Origin of the sequence: Bradyrhizobium genomosp. III (assembly GCF_000261705.1) — a bacterium.
GTDB classification, from domain to species: domain Bacteria; phylum Pseudomonadota; class Alphaproteobacteria; order Rhizobiales; family Xanthobacteraceae; genus Bradyrhizobium; species Bradyrhizobium ottawaense.
The window spans coordinates 1-15,824 of sequence record NZ_AJQF01000383.1; the positions used below are offsets into that span (position 1 = coordinate 1).

Consider the following 15,824-nt stretch of genomic DNA (forward strand, 5'->3'; position numbering starts at 1 on the left):
GCTTGGCGACGTAGTCGGCCTGGGCCTTGCGGGTGACGTACTGCTCGATCTGGGCCTTGACCTGCTCGAAGTCCGGCGCCTTGCGGTTGCGCTTTTCCTCGACCTTGATGACGTGCCAGCCGAACTGCGACTTGACGGGGTCGGAGATCTTGCCGGGCTCGAGCGCGAAGGCGATCGTCGAGAATTCCGGCACCATCTGCTCCTTGGTGAAGAAGCCGAGATCGCCGCCGTCGGCCGAACCCGGATCCTTGGACTTCTTCTTGGCGAGCTCGGCGAAATCGGCGCCCTTGTCGAGCTCGGCCTTCACCGCCTTGGCCTCGTCCTCGGTCTCGACCAGGATGTGGCGGGCGCGCACTTCCTGCTCGCCGGTGATCTGCTTGGAGGCCTCTTCATAGACCTTCTTCATGGCGTCGGGGGTGGTGGCGGCCTTGCCCTCACCCGCGAGCAGGCTGTCCATCAGAAGCCGGTTGCGGGCGAATGCCAGGCGCTTTTTGAATTCCTCGCTATCGGCAACCTTCTTGTCCTCGGCAGCCTTGCTGACGATTTTCATGTCGATCAGGAAGGACAGGACGTTCTCGTCCTTGGTCGCCGGGTCCATCTGGGCGAGGCTCGGCCCGAGCTCCTCCTCGGCCATGGCGACGTCGCTCTTCTTGATTTCAGCGCCATTGACCTTCGCCAGCACCGGATCGTCGGCGGCCCGGCCGGGACCCGCGATCAGCGCCAGCGCAAGGCAGCCCACGAGGGCGGTGGCGAGGCCGAAGCGCAGGCCGGTTTTGGTTACCGGGAACGAGGTGGTCATGGAAAATCCTTATGTTGAAGCAGGGGGCTGCTCGAGCGGGGCGGACACTCGCCCAATACAGGGGGGCTTGGCAACGCGAAAAGTCTGTCAAAATGATGAATTAGCCGCAATGCGCCCGCCGTTGACAAGGCCCTGACCGGGCCATATCTCTGCCCGGTCGCGACCATGGCGATGGCGTTTATTTTGCTGCGTTTTTGGCCGTTGAACCCAGACTTGCCCAATTCCCACCCATATGGCGGATGACCCCCCGCAGTCCGGGCTCTGACGCCATCAGGCGTCACGGTGAGTTGATAGGCAGGCGGGTGACAACTTCTTGGCTGCAACGCGTTTGAATCGCGAACACAGGAACTAGGCATGATCGGCGCGCTCGCCCGCAAGTTTTTCGGCTCCGCCAACGACCGGCGGGTGAAGGGATATCAGTCCCGCGTCAACGCGATCAACGCGCTGGAAGGAGAGGTCTCGCAGCTCTCCGACGAGGCGCTCAAGGCCCGCACCGCCGACTTCAAGAAGCAGCTCGCCGAGGGCAAGACGCTGGACGAGCTGCTGGTCCCCGCCTTCGCCACCGTGCGCGAGGCCGCCAAGCGCACGCTCGGCCAGCGCCATTTCGACGTCCAGCTGATCGGCGGCATGGTGCTGCACGAGGGCGATATCGCCGAGATGAAGACCGGCGAAGGCAAGACGCTGGTCGCGACCCTCGCGGTCTACCTCAACGCGCTCGCCGGCAAGGGCGTCCACGTCGTCACCGTCAACGACTACCTCGCCCGCCGCGACTCCGGCTGGATGGGCCAGATCTACGGCTTCCTCGGCATGACCACCGGCGTGATCGTGCACGGCCTCGACGATGCCGAGCGCAAGGCGGCCTATGCCTGCGACATCACCTACGGCACCAACAACGAATACGGCTTCGACTATCTGCGCGACAACATGAAGTACCGGCTCGAGGACATGGTCCAGCGCCCGCACTTCTTCGCCATCGTCGACGAGGTCGATTCCATCCTGATCGACGAAGCGCGCACGCCGCTGATCATCTCCGGTCCGCTCGACGACCGCTCCGATTTCTACAACACCATCGACGGCTTCCTGCCCAAGCTCGACAAGACCGACTACGAGGTCGACGAGAAGCAGCGCACGGTGACGCTGACCGAAGCCGGCATGGAGAAGATCGAGACCCTGCTGCGCGATGCCGGCCAGCTCAAGGGCGAGTCGCTCTACGACGTCGAGAACGTCTCCGTCGTGCACCACATCAACCAGGCGCTGCGCGCGCACACGCTGTTCACGCGCGACAAGGACTACATCGTCCGCGACGACGAGGTCGTCATCATCGACGAGTTCACCGGACGCATGATGCAGGGCCGCCGCTATTCCGAGGGTCTGCACCAGGCGCTGGAAGCCAAGGAGCACGTGCAGGTTCAGCCGGAAAACCAGACCCTGGCCTCGATCACTTTCCAGAACTATTTCCGGATGTACGAAAAGCTCGCCGGCATGACCGGCACGGCGTTGACCGAAGCCGACGAGCTCTTCGACATCTACAAGCTCGAAGTCGTTGAGATCCCGACCAACGTGCCGATCGGCCGCCTCGACGAGGACGACGAGGTTTATCGCACCCACAAGGAAAAATACGCGGCCATCCTCGCCGAGATCGAGCGGGCCAATTCGCGACTCCAGCCGGTGCTGGTCGGCACGGCGTCGATCGAGAAGTCGGAAGTGCTGGCCGAGTTTCTCAAGCAGAACGGCTACAAGCAGATCGATTTCGGCAAGGAGAACGCGCTCGACAAGCTCTACGCTGCCGCGCGCGCCGGCAAGCCGGCGAAACTGTTCGCGGTGCTGAATGCGCGCTTCCACGAGCAGGAAGCCTATATCGTCGCGGAAGCCGGCGTGCCCGGCGCGATCACGATCGCGACCAACATGGCCGGTCGCGGCACCGACATCAAGCTCGGCGGCTCGCTCGAGATGCGCATCCCGAAGGAGACCGCGGGCATCGAGGACGAGGCCGAGAAAGCCAGGAAGATCGAGCAGATCAAGGCCGACGTCGAGCGCTTCCGCGACATCGTGCTGAAGGCTGAAGAGATCGTCGAGATCGAGCCGGCGAAGGGCAACAAGCCCGCCAAGACCGTGACCAAGCCCGGCGGCCTCTACATCATGGGCTCCGAGCGCCACGAATCCCGCCGTATCGACAACCAGCTGCGCGGCCGTTCCGGCCGTCAGGGCGATCCCGGCCGCTCGAAATTCTTCCTGTCGCTGGAAGACGATCTGATGCGCATCTTCGGCTCGGATCGCCTCGACAGCATGCTCCAGCGTCTCGGCCTGCAAGAGGGCGAGGCCATCATCCATCCCTGGATCAACAAGGCGCTGGAGAAGGCGCAGCAGAAGGTCGAGGCGCGCAACTTCGACATCCGCAAGAACCTCCTGAAGTTCGACAACGTCCAGAACGACCAGCGCAAGGTGATCTTCGACCAGCGCGTCGACCTGATGAAGGACGAGAGCGTCGCCGAGACCGTCACCGACATGCGTCACGCCTTCATCGACGACCTCGTCGCCAAGCACGTGCCGGAACATGCCTATGCCGAGCAGTGGGACGTCGCCGGCCTGAAGGACGAATTGAAGCGCGTGCTCGATCTCGACCTGCCGGTCGACGAATGGGCCAAGGAAGAAGGCATCGCCGACGAGGAGCTGCTCACGCGCATCGAGACCAAGGCCGACGAGCACATGGCGGCCAAGGTGGCGCAATGGGGTCCCGACGTGATGCGTTACGTCGAGAAGACTATCCTGCTCCAGACGCTCGACCATCTCTGGCGCGAGCATCTGATCATGCTCGACCATCTGCGCCAGGTCATCGGCCTGCGCGGTTACGGCCAGCGCGATCCCTTGCAGGAGTACAAGACCGAAGCCTTCAATCTCTTCCAGGAGATGAGCGCTCACCTGCGCGAGGCGGTCACGGCGCAGCTGATGCGGGTCGAGATCGTCCCGCCGGAGCAGGAAGCGCCCGTGCTGCCGCCGATGGAGGCGCACAAGTTCGACCCGAACACCGGCGAGGACGAAATGGCGCTCGCCAGCGTCACGCTCGGCGCTCAGGCCAGCGATGCAGCGTTGCGCGATCCGAAGAACCCGGCAAGCTGGGGCAAGGTCGGCCGCAACGAGGATTGCCCGTGCGGCTCAGGCAAGAAGTACAAGCACTGCCACGGGCGGTATGCCTGATCGATGATCTCAATACCCAGCGAACTCGCGGTGCTGTATTGGCCTTCGAGTTCGCGAGGGATTGAAATGCTTCCGATCCATCTGGTGCCTGCTGATCTTCCGGTGCATCACGAATGGTAGGCACACGCCATTGAGGATGGCTGGCTCACATTTGTCAGGGGGGCTGGCTTCCGTCACGCGCGGCTGAGCACGCTTTGCCCACCTGGCAACCAGCCCCGACGTTGAGCGAACAGGTACTTGGCCCGTTCATCACCCTCGTGAGAAGCATCGCCCTGTTCCATGCGCGTGGCCTGCAGCGCCTGTTCCTTTGGTCACTCCCGGGTGCCGCTGCAGCAGATTGTCGGCGGCCACTCGCTCGTCCGGCTGCGCAGCTGAAGCCTGGAAAGCCGACGGTCAAAGCGCGGCATCGTGTCTCGGAGATCGCCTTCGGGTAGACCATCCAATATTTTGCCACTGCTCATTGTGATCTGGATCACCTCTAATGAGCTCAATCCGTGTTTTGATTGAATCGCACGGGGGCCGAAAATTGGGAGCCAGACAATGTCCAAACGCGTGCTGCCAACCACCTTGTGTGTTCTTGCCCTGAGTTTCTACGCTTGCGGTCCCGTTTCTGCGAGCCAAGTGGGCGGATGGTGGGGCGGAACATGGTCGTGCAACATAGACGGCCGGTCGGCCCGGATGAAATGGGGCGCCGTTGATGACAGTCAGACAAGCTGTAACGGCGACACTTGCACCACCAGCTCGGGAGCACGCTGGGCAGGCAGCTTCTCGGATAATGGCTCGCGATGGGTGAGGTTAACAAATCCACGCAGCGGAACGCAGGGCGGCGTGTACTTCAACCATGCCGACGGCAATAAATGGTATTTAGCCAAACCGGTCAGCAACAAGTCCGCGGGCTGGACGACATGGAACGGCCAACGCTATCCCCTCTCGTGCTGGCGATGATGCAATTATGCGGCGCCTGCTCATTCTCCGCCTGGACGCGAGGGCGAGCCTTGAGAACTGAATAAGGCCTGCTGCGCTCTGTGAGCGCCACCAATGCCAGCGTGACCAACGCGCGTGCTTTCATGGAGGTCCTCTCTCCATGCATTGAATGGCAGATGAGTGTGTCGGCTTCGCAGGGCCCCCACGCTCCAATTCACGAGGTCTAATTCGAGCTGTCGATCAAGCTCTCCAGCAGCCGCTTGAGCTCGCTCGTCGACTTGTCACCGTAGCTCTCCAGGATGTGCTCCTCCTGGTCGACCGCGAGCGAGTTGAGCTTCTTGCACAACACCTTGCCGCGGTCGGAGATGAACATCAGCACCTTGCGGCGGTCGCCCGGGTCCTGCACGCGATAGACCAGCGTGTCGGAGACCATGCGGTCGATCATCTTGGTCAGCGTCGGATGGTTGAGCAGCACGGCGCCCGCAAGCTCGCCCATCGAATGGCCGTTGCCATCGGACAGCACCTTCAGGATGCGCCACTGCTCGACCGGCACGCCTTCCTTGCTCAACCGCAGCTCGAGCTGCCGGTTGATCTCCCGGTTGGCTTGCGCGAGCAAATAAGCGAGGTGTTCGGTGATCGGGGTGTTTTCTTTCGACGGTTTTGCCACGGCTAAGACTTTGTCTTGACCTAATTGAGTGAATGTCTTGCAATCGATGCTGCATCTATATGCACTTCAATTCTTGAATATTCAATATTTTCAAAATAGGATCATTGCACAACAAAAGGGCGGAAGCCGCGGCCGCCTGCTCAATGTGCTTTCAGGTCTGGTGCCAGACAGGAGTTGGCGTGCGCGCGACGGTAAACTTCCCGGCTCATGGCGGTCCGGCGTTGCCACCGTCTTTGCTGTTCAGGAATCTGTCGTCCGCGGCAGCGGATTTCGACCTGTCGCCGTTTGACACGCATGTCATGAAACGCCGCGGCGCGCGCAACAAGCTGCGCATCGGCAATTTCCTCACCTTCACCGGCTCGCCCGGAATCTGGGGCCCGACCTCCACCAACAGCGCCATGCTCGCGGTCGCCGAGATCAACAAGCGCGGCGGCATCCTGGGGCGCGAGCTCGAGCTCTCGATCTACGATTCCGGCGGCCCGATCGAAGACGTCGTGCAACGCGCCGAGCAGGCGATCGCCTTCGACGAGGTCGACCTGATCATGGGCTCGCATATCAGCGCCGTCCGTGTTGCCCTGCGCAAGGTCACCGGCAACCGCATCCCCTACATCTACACTCCCGTCTATGAAGGCGGCGAGCGCACGCCGGGCGTGATGGCGATCGGCGAGACGCCGCGCTGGCAGAGCCGGCCTTCGATCCACTGGCTGGCGGACGTCAAGAGGGCGGCGCGCTGGTACCTGATCGGCAGCGACTATGTCTGGCCGTGGCAGTCGCATCGCGCGGTGAAGCGCTACATCAAGGAGGCCGGCGGCCAGGTCGTCGGCGAGGAATTTGTCCCCGTCGGCGAGGACAATCACGAGCCGCATCTGGCGCGCATCCGCGCCGCCAAGCCGGATGTCGTGCTGATCTCGCTGATCGGCACCGACAGCATCACCTTCAATCGCGCCTTCGCGGAAGCCGGCCTTGCGACCTCGACGCTGCGGCTTGCCGGCGCGATGGACGAGACCGTGCTGCTCGGCATCGGCGCCGACAACACCGAGAATTTGTTCTGCGCCTCCGGCTATTTCAACTGTATGGCCTCGCGTGCCAATGACGAGTTCCTCGGTGGCTACCAGGCCATGTTCGGCCCGCACGCGCCGCCGGTCGGCTCGGTCGGCCAGTCGAATTATGAGGGGTTGCGGTTCCTGGAGTCGGTGGCCAATCGTGCCGGGTCGCTGGCCTTTCGTCCGCTGCTGAAGGCCGCACGCAACACCGTTTACTCGGCGGGCCGCGGTCCCGTGGTTCTTCGCGACGGGCGCGCCGAGATGCCGATGTACCTCGCTGAAGCCGACGGTCTCGACTTCAAGATCATCAAGACGCTTTGAGGGGCGGCTGTTGATACGTCGCAGCGGCTTCGCGAAATAATACTTGAAAAGGAAAATATTTCCGTCTGTAATATCGACGCGAAGCCGAACGGGCCGCGCTTGTGCAGGCGCGACCGCGAGACTCCGTCCAACGCCAGGGATCAAGAAGCCTCAGAGGAGAGCGCCGTGACAGTTGTCCTTCCCACCCCCGCCCAATTGCGCAGTGTCGCCGAGCAATGCGGCCTTTCGCTCACCGATGACGACGTCGCCTCGTTCCGCGGCCTGATGCAGGGCTCGATCGAGGCCTACAATCTCGTTGCCGCGATGCCGGACGAGGTGCCCGAGGTGAAATATCCGCGCACCCCGGGCTATCGCCCCTCGGCTGAGGAGAACCCCCGCAACGCCTGGTATCGCAAGTCGACCGTGAAGGGCGCCGCGAGCGGCAAGCTCAAGGGCAAGACCGTCGCGCTGAAAGACAACATCATGCTGGCCGGCGTTCCCATGACGAATGGCTCGTCGACGCTGGAAGGCTATGTCCCCGATTTCGACGCCACCATCGTCACGCGCATGCTGGATGCCGGCGCCGAGATCGCCGGCAAGGTGCATTGCGAGCATTTCTGCCTGTCCGGCGGCAGCCACACCGGGTCCTACGGGCCAGTGCACAATCCACACAAGATGGGCTACTCGGCCGGCGGATCGTCGTCGGGCTCGGGCGTCGTGGTCGCACTCGGCGAGGTCGACATGGCGATCGGCGGCGATCAGGGCGGCTCGATCCGCATGCCGGCCTCGTTCTGCGGCATCTACGGCATGAAGCCGACCTGGGGTCTCGTGCCCTATACCGGCATCATGCCGATCGAGATCTATGTCGACCATACCGGGCCGATGACGGCGACGGTCGCCGACAACGCGCTGCTGCTCGAAGTGCTCGCCGGCGACGACGGCTACGATCCGCGCATCAAGTCGCCCAAGGTCGAGGAATACACCAAGGCCCTCGGCCAGGGCGTCAAGGGCATGAAGATCGGCATCGTCAAGGAAGGTTTTGAACAGCCGGTTGCAGAAGCCGCCGTGAATGAAAGCGTGCGCGAGGCCGCAAAGCGCTTCAAGGATATCGGCGCCACCGTCGAGACGGTGTCGATCCCGATGCATCTCCTGGGCGGTGCGATCTGGACCCCGATCGGCACCGAAGGCCTGACCCAGACCATGATGTTCGGCGACGGCTACGGCCTCAGCCGCGGCGATCTCTATTCGACCTCGCTGATGGATTTCCATCGTGGCTGGCGCCGGCAGGCCGATTCGCTGTCCGAAACCACGAAATTGTTCATGATGCTCGGCACCTACATCAACAACAATTTCGGTCCACGCTTCTACGGCAAGGCGCTCAACATCTCGCGCCGGCTGACCGCGGCCTACGACAAGGCGTTCGGGGACTACGATCTGCTGCTGATGCCGACCACGCCGATGAAGGCGACTAAGCTGCCGGAGCCCAATGCCAGCCGCGAGGAATACGTCGCCCGCGCCCTCGAGATGATCTCCAACACCGCGCCGTTCGACATCACCCATCATCCCGCGATGTCGCTGCCCTGCGGCATGGTCGATGGCCTGCCGGTCGGGCTGATGCTGGTCGGCCGGATGTTCGAGGAATCCACCATCTACCGCGCCGCGCACGCCTTCGAGCAGATCGGCGACTGGAAGAAGATGTGAGCGGGGCCTCAGTGAAGACGAGCGGAACAGCAAAGCATGGCTAACGCGTTCGTCGCGGCGTTCGAGATCCTGAGCTTCGGTGCGATCATCGTCCTGATCGTGCTGGGGCTCGGGATCATCGCCAGCATGATGGGCATCTTCAACTTCGCGCAGGGCGAGTTCGTCCTGCTCGGGGCCTACATCACCTATCTCGCCTACGCCAAGGGCCTGCCGATCTGGGCCGGCATGGTCGCGGCGCCCTTCGTCGTCGGCGCGCTCGGCTTCGTGCTGGAGGCGCTGATCATCCGGAGATTCTACGCCGCGCCCATCGTGGCGATGCTCGGCACCTATGCGCTCGGCCTGATCATCCGCGAATCCGTGCGCGGCCTGATCGGCGGCTTTTATCTCACCGTGCCCGAGCCGATCGGCGGCTCGATCGACATCGGCGCCATGCACATCTCGGCCTGGCGCTTCACCATCATCGTCATCACGCTTCTGGTGATGGCCGGCTGCTATCTGCTGCTGTCGCGCACCAACTTTGGTCTGCGCATGCGCGCCACGCTCGAGAATCCATCGCTGGCGCGGGCCTCGGGCATTTCCACGCCCCTGATGTACGGCGCCACCTTCGCGTTCGGCTCCGCGCTCGCCGGCCTTGCCGGTGCGCTGATCGTCCCGGTGTTCAGCCTCTACGCCGATCTCGGCCTGCGCTTCCTGATCCAGGGGTTCGTCGCGGTCATGGTCGGCGGCGTCGGCTCCTTCATCGGGCCGGTCGCGGGCGCCGGTGTCATCGGCACGCTCAGCGCCGCGCTGCCCTGGGTAATGGCGCCCGTCGTCGCCGACGTGCTCGTCTTCGTCCTTGCCATTGTCTTCATCAAATTCCGCCCGCAGGGCCTCATCGCTGGAAAAGGGGTTTAGTCATGTTCGATCGCACGCAGCTCTCACGTCGCCGCTTCCTCTCCAATTTTGCCTTTGCCTCCGGCGCGGTCGCAACCGGGGTCGGCAGCTGGGTGATTCCGGCGCCCTGGGCCAATGCCGCAGAGGCTCCGATCAAGGTCGGCATCGCGACCGACCTCACCGGCCCGATCGCCTATGCCGGCAATGCCGACGCCAACGTCGCCAAAATGGTGATCAAGGAGATCAATGCCGCCGGCGGTCTGCTCGGCCGTCCGGTCGAGCTCTACATCGAGGACACCGCCTCCAACGAATCCGTCGCCGTCGGCAATGTGCGCAAGCTGATCCAGCGCGATAAGGTCGACATGGTCTTGGGCGGCATCACCTCCTCGATGCGCAACGCGATCAAGGATCCCATCGTGGCGCGCGGCAAGACGCTCTACATCTATCCGCAGCTCTACGAGGGCAAGGAGTGCACGCCCTATCTGTTCTGCACCGGGCCGACGCCGGCGCAGCAATGCGACGAGTTCATCCCCTGGCTGATCAAGAACGGCGGCAAGAAGTTCGCGCTGCCGAGCGCCAACTACGTCTGGCCGCACACGCTCAACGTTTATGCCCGCAAGGTGATCGAGGCGAATGGCGGCGAGGTCGTGTTCGAGGAATACTACCCGCTCGACCAGGTGGATTTCTCCGCGACCGTCAACCGCATCATCTCCAACAAGGTCGACGTCGTCTTCAACACCGTCATCCCGCCGGGCGTCGGCCCGTTCTTCAAGCAGCTCTATGAAGCGGGCTTCCTCAAGAACGGCGGACGGCTCGCCTGCGTCTACTATGACGAGAACACGCTCAACATCAATCAGGCCGCGGAGATCGAGGGACTCGCCAGCTGCCTCGACTATTTCAAGGTGTTGACCAAGGAGAACCCGTTCGACGCCAAAATCCAGGCGGCCTACGAGAAGGATTTTCCCGGCAACTTCCTGTTCGCCGCCGGCAGTGCGGCGACCGGCACCTATCGCGGCCTGAAGCTGTGGGAGGCCGCGGTGAAGGAAGCCGGCAAGATCGATCGTGAGTCGGTCGCCGCGGCGCTCGACCATGCCAAGATCGCCGAAGGTCCGGGCGGGCCTGCCGAGATGGTGCCGGGCAAGCGGCACTGCAAGATGAAGATGTACACCGCGGTCGCCAAGGGCGGAAACTACGAGATCGTCGGGCGCAGCAACGGCCTCGTCGATCCCAAGGAATGCTGAAGTGGAATGCTGAAGTCGATGGGCGCAGTGAAACAGGCGATCCCCGCCGAGATCGGCGGGGAGGCGGACGTCGCCATGGATAGCGGTCGGACGGCGAAGCGAGCGTCGGCGCGGAAAGTGCTGCCGATCGTCGAGGGCGTCGTGCTGGTCGCGGCGCTGCTCGCGCCGCTGCTGCTGCAGGACTATCTCACGGTGTTCGCAACGCGCGTGATCATTCTCGCTCTGTTCGCGCTGTCGTTCGATCTGGTCTGGGGCTATGCCGGCATCATGAGCTTCGGCCAGGCCCTGTTCTTCGGCTCGGCCGGCTATGGCGTGGCGCTGCTCGCGCGCGACCTCGACATCACCAACATCTTCCTGGTGCTGCCGGCGGGCACCATCATCGGCCTCACCTTCGCGCTGCTGCTTGGCGGCTTCCTGCTGCTCGGGCGGCATCCCTCCAGCGTGATCTTCGTCTCGCTCGGCACGCTGACGGGCTCCTACGCCGCCGATCGGCTGGCGCGCGGCTGGTACTATCTCGGCGGCCAGAACGGCATCCCCTCGATCGCGCCGATGTCGCTCGGTTCGTACGAGTTCACGGAAGGGCCTTCCTTCTATTATCTCGTGCTCGGCATCCTCGTCGTGGTCTACCTGCTCTGCCGCTTCCTGGTGCGTTCGCAGTTCGGCCTCGCGCTCGCCGGCCTGCGCGAGAACGAACAGCGCATCGCCTTCTTCGGCTACAAGGCGCAGCATCTGAAGGCGATCATCTTCACCATCGGCGGCGGCGTTGCCGGGCTTGCCGGCAGCCTCTACGCCTTCCACGAGGGTTTCGTCTGGCCCAACATGGTCGGCGTCGTCGTCTCGACCCAGGTCGTGCTCTACGTGCTGTTCGGCGGCTCCGGCACGCTGATCGGCGCCGTCATCGGGGCCGTCATCGTCGAGGGCGTCAGCTTCTGGCTCTCGGACAATTATCGCGACATCTGGCCGATCATTCTGGGCTTGCTGCTGCTGCTCGTCATCCTGTTCCGGCCGCTCGGTCTGATCAGCTTCGTGCTCGGGGAGCGCGAGCGGGTCGGCAGCTTCGGTGCTGCCGCTAAGGAGCACCACGATGCTCCTTGAGGCCGCCGGCATCACGAAAATCTTCGGCAAGCTCACCGCGCTCGACGGCGCCGCGCTCAGCGTCGGTGCCAACGAATTCCACGGCCTGATCGGCCCCAATGGCTCCGGCAAGAGCACGCTGATGAAGTGCATCGCCGGCGCCGAGGTGCCGACGCAGGGCAAGGTGTCGTTCGTCAATACCGACATCACCGCCTTCACGCCGACCGAGCGCGCCCGCGCCGGCATGAGCCTGAAATTCCAGATCACCAGCGTGCTGCCGTCGCTGACGCTGTACGACAACATCCTGCTCGCGCTGCAGGCGCAGTCCTCGCTGGTCGACCTCGTGTTCTCGCGGACGAGAGGCGCGCTGCACGACCAGGTCATGACCATGCTGACGCAGTTCCGCCTCGCCAATCGCGCCTTCGAGGCCGCAGCGGCGCTGTCGCATGGTCAGCAGCAATGGCTGGAGATCGCGATGGCGCTTGCCGGCAAGCCGAAATTGCTGCTGCTCGACGAGCCGACCGGCGGCATGAGCCTGGAGGAGCGCCGCGTCACCGGCGAGCTGCTTCAGCCGATCAAGCAGCATTGCTCGCTCGTCATCGTCGAACACGACCTCGATTTCATCCGCGACATCTGCGATCGCCTCACCGTGCTCGACCAGGGCAAGGTGCTGGCGTCTGGTACCGTGTCCGAGATCCAGGCCAACAAAGCCGTCCAGGAGATTTATCTGCGCCGTGCCTGAATTTTTGGACATTAGACATCTCGATGCCGGCTATGGCCGCAGCCAGGTGCTGTTCGACGTCACCCTCGGCATTCCCTGGCGCGGCGGCGTCGCCGTGCTCGGGCGTAACGGCGCCGGCAAGACCACGCTGATGAAGACCATCGTCGGCGAATTGCCGGCGTGGAAGGGCGAGGTCGCCTTCGACGGCCGCGACATCAGTCGCCGCGCCACCCAGGAGCGGGTGCGCGCCGGCATCGGCTACGTGCCGCAGGAGCATTCGGTGTTCGCGCGCCTGTCGGTGCGCGACAATCTCGCCGTCGGCTCGCTCGCGAGCAAGAAGGCAGACGCGGTCGACCAGGTGCTGACCATCTTCCCGAAGCTCGGCCAGCGCCTCGACCAGCCCGCCGGCACGCTGTCCGGCGGCGAGCGCAAGATGCTCGCGATCGGCCGCGCCATGCTCGGCGATCCAAAGCTGCTGCTGCTGGACGAGCCGACCGAAGGCGTCTGGATCGGCGTGATCGAGGAAATCACCGAACGCCTGATCGAGCTCGCCAAGAGCATCGCCGTCATCATCGTCGAGCAGCACCTCGACCTCGCGCTGCGCGTCGCCGACTACGCCTACGTGCTCGACCGCGGCCGCGTCGCGCTGCAGGGAGAGGCGGGCGAGGTGCGGGGCAATCCGGAGCTGATGCGGTATCTGGCGCCGTAGCTCGAGCTGCCGTAGCCCCCATGAGCGAAGCGACATGCGGGGGCGTTCGCAGCCTCCCCGGGTATCGCTGCGCTCATCCGGGCAACGTGCCGCTGGTCCGGTCATCGTGCGGCGAGCCTCGAGGAATGAACGGCCGAAGAGCAAAGGTCCAGAGTCATCTGTTTGTGTTCTGAAGAGCCGCAATCCGTTTTTGCACCGCCGCCACCAACTCAGGAAAAGGCAGGCATGAATTCGGGTAGGGAGTCATCGAGCCCGACGTCTTGTCTTCATGCTCCCCGATGAGCTCCTTGAGCTGGTTGATATCGGTGGACTTGCGCCGATCCAAGCAGGCTGACGCTTTTATCGCGCGTTTGACGATCTCGATGTCGTCAGTCAGGCGAAGGATCTGATATTTGACGATCGACCGCTGGAATATCTCGATTGCCTTCTTGTAGTCTCCGGCTTCGTACACCTCGTTGCCTTCTCTCCATATGGCGGCTCCGTCATCGTGAATCTGCTTTTTCTTCGCGGGGTCGGTCACGGGTGCGTAATTCTTCGGCTCCCAGTAATCGCCCGCCCGAGCGGCCGAGACGATCGAAATCGCGGCGAGAAAGAGGGCGCTGACCGAAACCGAAAGGCGGGTCGCGCGAGAGTGCCCAATCACGGAAAGCTCCTTCTTGAAGGCGATTGTGGTCTAGCCGCCGCACCTTTCGATGGCGGCCCGCCAGCCGGCCGCATCGATCTTGGGAAGTTGGTAGCTCGTCGTCCTGCTCGAAATCGTCAGCGGCGACGCTCGCTCCATCAGGCCGAGCAGGCGCGCCTGGGCCCGCTTCCAGCGCTTGCCGAACAGCTCCGGGTCCCGCCTCGAGTAGCCCAGATCCCATTGGACAAAATTGGTCGCGTCGTCGTCTGCCGAAATCTCCTCGAATTCGCCAATGAGCTTGATTGACTTGCGGCCGTTTCCGATCGTGATCGTCGCCTTTCCGGCGCGGCCGGCCTCGCCGGGATATCTTGCATGCAGGCCCAGAGCGCGTCCGCAGCCCAGCACGAACGTCGCCTTGCCCTGATCGCTGTAGCTCAGCGAGGGAAGATCGCGATTGTCGAATTCAAGCTTCCAGCTGCCCGCAGTCGCGAGAGAAGGAGCCGTCAGGAGAGCCAAGGCAGGTGCAACGGCAAGGACGGCGGCCTTCATGGTCACGTCCTTCGCGGGTTCGGAACGATCTTGATGTGCCGTGCGATGGCTTTGAGCAGCTCCGGGTCCTTGACCGCGACCGGCGGCGGCGGCTTGCCCTCGAGCGCCTGGCCGATCGTATGTCGTTGGTCATCCCTGGCCGCGATCTTGTCGCGATGGAAGGCAACGATCTCGGCAAAGGGATAGTCCAGCTCTTCAGCCGTCAAGTCCGCGGTCAGCGCCTCGGCGGCTTCCCAGCTCGATGCCCGTCGCAGCACGTCGAGCAGCAGCAGGCGGGTATCGATCGAGGTGATCCGGGGGCCCTCGAGATGACGGGCGGCTCTGAGGCGGAGTGCAGCCGCGTCGGACGGCCGGTTGCTGTCGTCGGCGACCCATGCCGCCGACAGCGTGCTCAGGAATGCCGATCTCCGTTCTCCGTCATAGGCGTGCTGTGCGGCGCGCACCAGGAAGCGGCGCGATACCGGGTCGGGCGCAGGGTCGAGCGAGGCGGCGCGGAATTCGGCGGTATCGAGGAAGCTCCGCGCCTTCGCGTCGCCCTTGTCGATGCTCGGGGCGACGTAGCCGCAATAGGGGCATTCCTGCAGCCAGCTTGCGATGGTCCAGCGGTACATTTTCGGCGGCCGCTGGTCGAGGTCGCGAGAGCCGAACGAGTTCGAGCTCATCAGCACGGAATGCTCGGAGGTCTTGCCGCAGCAATGGCATTGCAGCTTCCTGGTGTCGTAATCCGTCATCCGAGGTCCACCTACGCGCCCCATCGCTTTCGCAGATTGTCGCGAAACGTCTCCGACGCCTGGACCAGCGTCTCGAGCACGCCTTTCTGACTGCCGCCGTAGAGCACCTTCCGGTTGCCGGCCATGTCCAGGATGCTGCGACGAAAGATCGGCTTGCCGGCATCGAGGAAGGTCCGCAGCACCGCGAAGCCCCGCTCCAGGACCGGCTCGGCATCTTCCACCCGTTCTCGCGCATAACCCGTGGCGAGCTCCGCCAGGATCCAGAGCAGGGCCGCAGCGTCGTCTCCATAAGTCCGCTCGCAGATATCAAGCAGCCGCTTCAGCAAAGGCTCGGCCTTCCAGAACTCTCCACAGTCGAGATAGGCCGATATCATGGCTTCGAGAGCCTTCTGAACCTCCAGGCTGTCCGGTCCAAATCGTTCCTCGATGATGTCGAGACCGGACGCGAAGGCGGTCACGGCCTTGCGCAGACTCTCGAATTTGGCCCCGTGTCGCTGCAGTTTGCAGGAATTGGCATGGACGATGGCGGAGGTGAGCAGCGTCCGGGCCGCTTCCTCGCTTCTCTTCCCGAATATCTTCTCTTTCAGATGCAGGCTGCGCTGCAGATTCGTCTCGGCATCCGCCCATTTCGTCAGGCGCGCGCCGATCTCGGCGAGCGTGTCGACGGCGGCTGCC

Annotated in this window: 15 protein-coding genes; 9 read left to right on the top strand and 6 right to left on the bottom strand. The window is 63.5% G+C overall.

Translation table 11 applies throughout. The features are described from left to right. Window positions 1–799 (bottom strand): peptidylprolyl isomerase (locus tag IC66_RS0131195; protein ID WP_049806680.1); only part of this gene is annotated, 799 nt, incomplete at its 3' end. Between the two features lie 354 nt (window positions 800–1,153). Here IC66_RS0131195 and secA point away from each other — a divergent pair. Next, window positions 1,154–3,994 carry a preprotein translocase subunit SecA gene (secA, locus tag IC66_RS0131200; protein WP_028141886.1) on the top strand — a complete coding sequence of 947 codons (2,841 nt, stop codon included), beginning with the start codon at window positions 1,154–1,156 and terminating at the stop codon, window positions 3,992–3,994. Between the two features lie 540 nt (window positions 3,995–4,534). Further along, complete coding sequence (locus IC66_RS49270) at window positions 4,535–4,939, top strand: DUF6006 family protein (protein ID WP_354267477.1); 405 nt, start codon at window positions 4,535–4,537, stop codon at window positions 4,937–4,939. A 202-nt stretch (window positions 4,940–5,141) separates the two neighbouring features. Here IC66_RS49270 and IC66_RS0131205 read toward each other — a convergent pair whose 3' ends face one another. After that, window positions 5,142–5,585: a MarR family winged helix-turn-helix transcriptional regulator gene (locus tag IC66_RS0131205; RefSeq protein WP_018320557.1), complete on the bottom strand. Its 444-nt coding sequence runs from the start codon at window positions 5,583–5,585 to the stop codon at window positions 5,142–5,144. 179 nt (window positions 5,586–5,764) lie between these two features. On the opposite strand from IC66_RS0131205, the gene IC66_RS0131210 reads away from it, so the two are divergent. The 7 genes from IC66_RS0131210 to IC66_RS0131240 all read left to right on the top strand — a co-directional run bounded on the left by IC66_RS0131210 (window position 5,765) and on the right by IC66_RS0131240 (window position 13,247). Next, complete coding sequence (locus IC66_RS0131210) at window positions 5,765–6,949, top strand: substrate-binding domain-containing protein (RefSeq protein ID WP_038950277.1); 1,185 nt, start codon at window positions 5,765–5,767, stop codon at window positions 6,947–6,949. 165 nt (window positions 6,950–7,114) lie between these two features. Further along, the gene (locus tag IC66_RS0131215) at window positions 7,115–8,629 is read left to right on the top strand and encodes an amidase (protein ID WP_028141884.1); all 1,515 of its coding nucleotides are present in this window, start codon (window positions 7,115–7,117) and stop codon (window positions 8,627–8,629) included. A gap of 36 nt (window positions 8,630–8,665) precedes the next feature. Beyond that, complete coding sequence (locus IC66_RS0131220) at window positions 8,666–9,523, top strand: branched-chain amino acid ABC transporter permease (protein WP_028141883.1); 858 nt, start codon at window positions 8,666–8,668, stop codon at window positions 9,521–9,523. Window positions 9,524–9,525: 2 nt separating this feature from the next. After that, window positions 9,526–10,743: a substrate-binding protein gene (locus tag IC66_RS0131225; RefSeq protein WP_028141882.1), complete on the top strand. Its 1,218-nt coding sequence runs from the start codon at window positions 9,526–9,528 to the stop codon at window positions 10,741–10,743. A gap of 6 nt (window positions 10,744–10,749) precedes the next feature. Further along, a complete protein-coding gene (locus IC66_RS0131230; protein ID WP_038950278.1) occupies window positions 10,750–11,838 on the top strand; it encodes a branched-chain amino acid ABC transporter permease in 1,089 nt (362 codons plus the stop codon). Continuing rightward, complete coding sequence (locus IC66_RS0131235) at window positions 11,828–12,559, top strand: ABC transporter ATP-binding protein (RefSeq protein WP_038950279.1); 732 nt, start codon at window positions 11,828–11,830, stop codon at window positions 12,557–12,559. Before IC66_RS0131230 ends, IC66_RS0131235 begins: the two co-directional genes overlap by 11 nt. Beyond that, window positions 12,552–13,247, top strand: coding sequence for a branched-chain amino acid ABC transporter ATP-binding protein (locus IC66_RS0131240; RefSeq protein WP_028141879.1), 696 nt, complete (start codon window positions 12,552–12,554; stop codon window positions 13,245–13,247). The genes IC66_RS0131235 and IC66_RS0131240 overlap by 8 nt, the downstream gene beginning before the upstream one ends. Before the next feature lie 154 nt (window positions 13,248–13,401). Here IC66_RS0131240 and IC66_RS0131245 read toward each other — a convergent pair whose 3' ends face one another. The 4 genes from IC66_RS0131245 to IC66_RS0131260 all read right to left on the bottom strand — a co-directional run. Next, a complete protein-coding gene (locus IC66_RS0131245) occupies window positions 13,402–13,890 on the bottom strand; it encodes a hypothetical protein (RefSeq protein ID WP_028141878.1) in 489 nt (162 codons plus the stop codon). A gap of 30 nt (window positions 13,891–13,920) precedes the next feature. Further along, entirely contained in the window at window positions 13,921–14,418 is a 498-nt protein-coding gene (locus IC66_RS0131250) for a hypothetical protein (protein ID WP_038950280.1), read from the bottom strand. A gap of 2 nt (window positions 14,419–14,420) precedes the next feature. Beyond that, window positions 14,421–15,149, bottom strand: a complete 729-nt coding sequence (locus tag IC66_RS0131255) for a hypothetical protein (protein WP_038950281.1) — start codon at window positions 15,147–15,149, stop codon at window positions 14,421–14,423. Window positions 15,150–15,160: 11 nt separating this feature from the next. Then, window positions 15,161–15,824: tetratricopeptide repeat protein (locus IC66_RS0131260; RefSeq protein WP_038950282.1), on the bottom strand; the 664-nt coding region annotated here is incomplete at its 5' end.

Bases quoted from the DNA above. Each gene is read 5' to 3' on its own strand.
- secA (WP_028141886.1), top strand. From the start codon at position 1,154: ATGATCGGCGCGCTCGCCCGCAAGTTTTTCGGCTCCGCCAACGACCGG.
- IC66_RS0131235 (WP_038950279.1), top strand. From the start codon at position 11,828: ATGCTCCTTGAGGCCGCCGGCATCACGAAAATCTTCGGCAAGCTCACC.
- IC66_RS0131250 (WP_038950280.1), bottom strand. From the start codon at position 14,418: ATGAAGGCCGCCGTCCTTGCCGTTGCACCTGCCTTGGCTCTCCTGACG.
- IC66_RS0131255 (WP_038950281.1), bottom strand. From the start codon at position 15,149: ATGACGGATTACGACACCAGGAAGCTGCAATGCCATTGCTGCGGCAAG.
- IC66_RS0131220 (WP_028141883.1), top strand. From the start codon at position 8,666: ATGGCTAACGCGTTCGTCGCGGCGTTCGAGATCCTGAGCTTCGGTGCG.
- IC66_RS49270 (WP_354267477.1), top strand. From the start codon at position 4,535: ATGTCCAAACGCGTGCTGCCAACCACCTTGTGTGTTCTTGCCCTGAGT.
- IC66_RS0131230 (WP_038950278.1), top strand. From the start codon at position 10,750: ATGCTGAAGTCGATGGGCGCAGTGAAACAGGCGATCCCCGCCGAGATC.
- IC66_RS0131225 (WP_028141882.1), top strand. From the start codon at position 9,526: ATGTTCGATCGCACGCAGCTCTCACGTCGCCGCTTCCTCTCCAATTTT.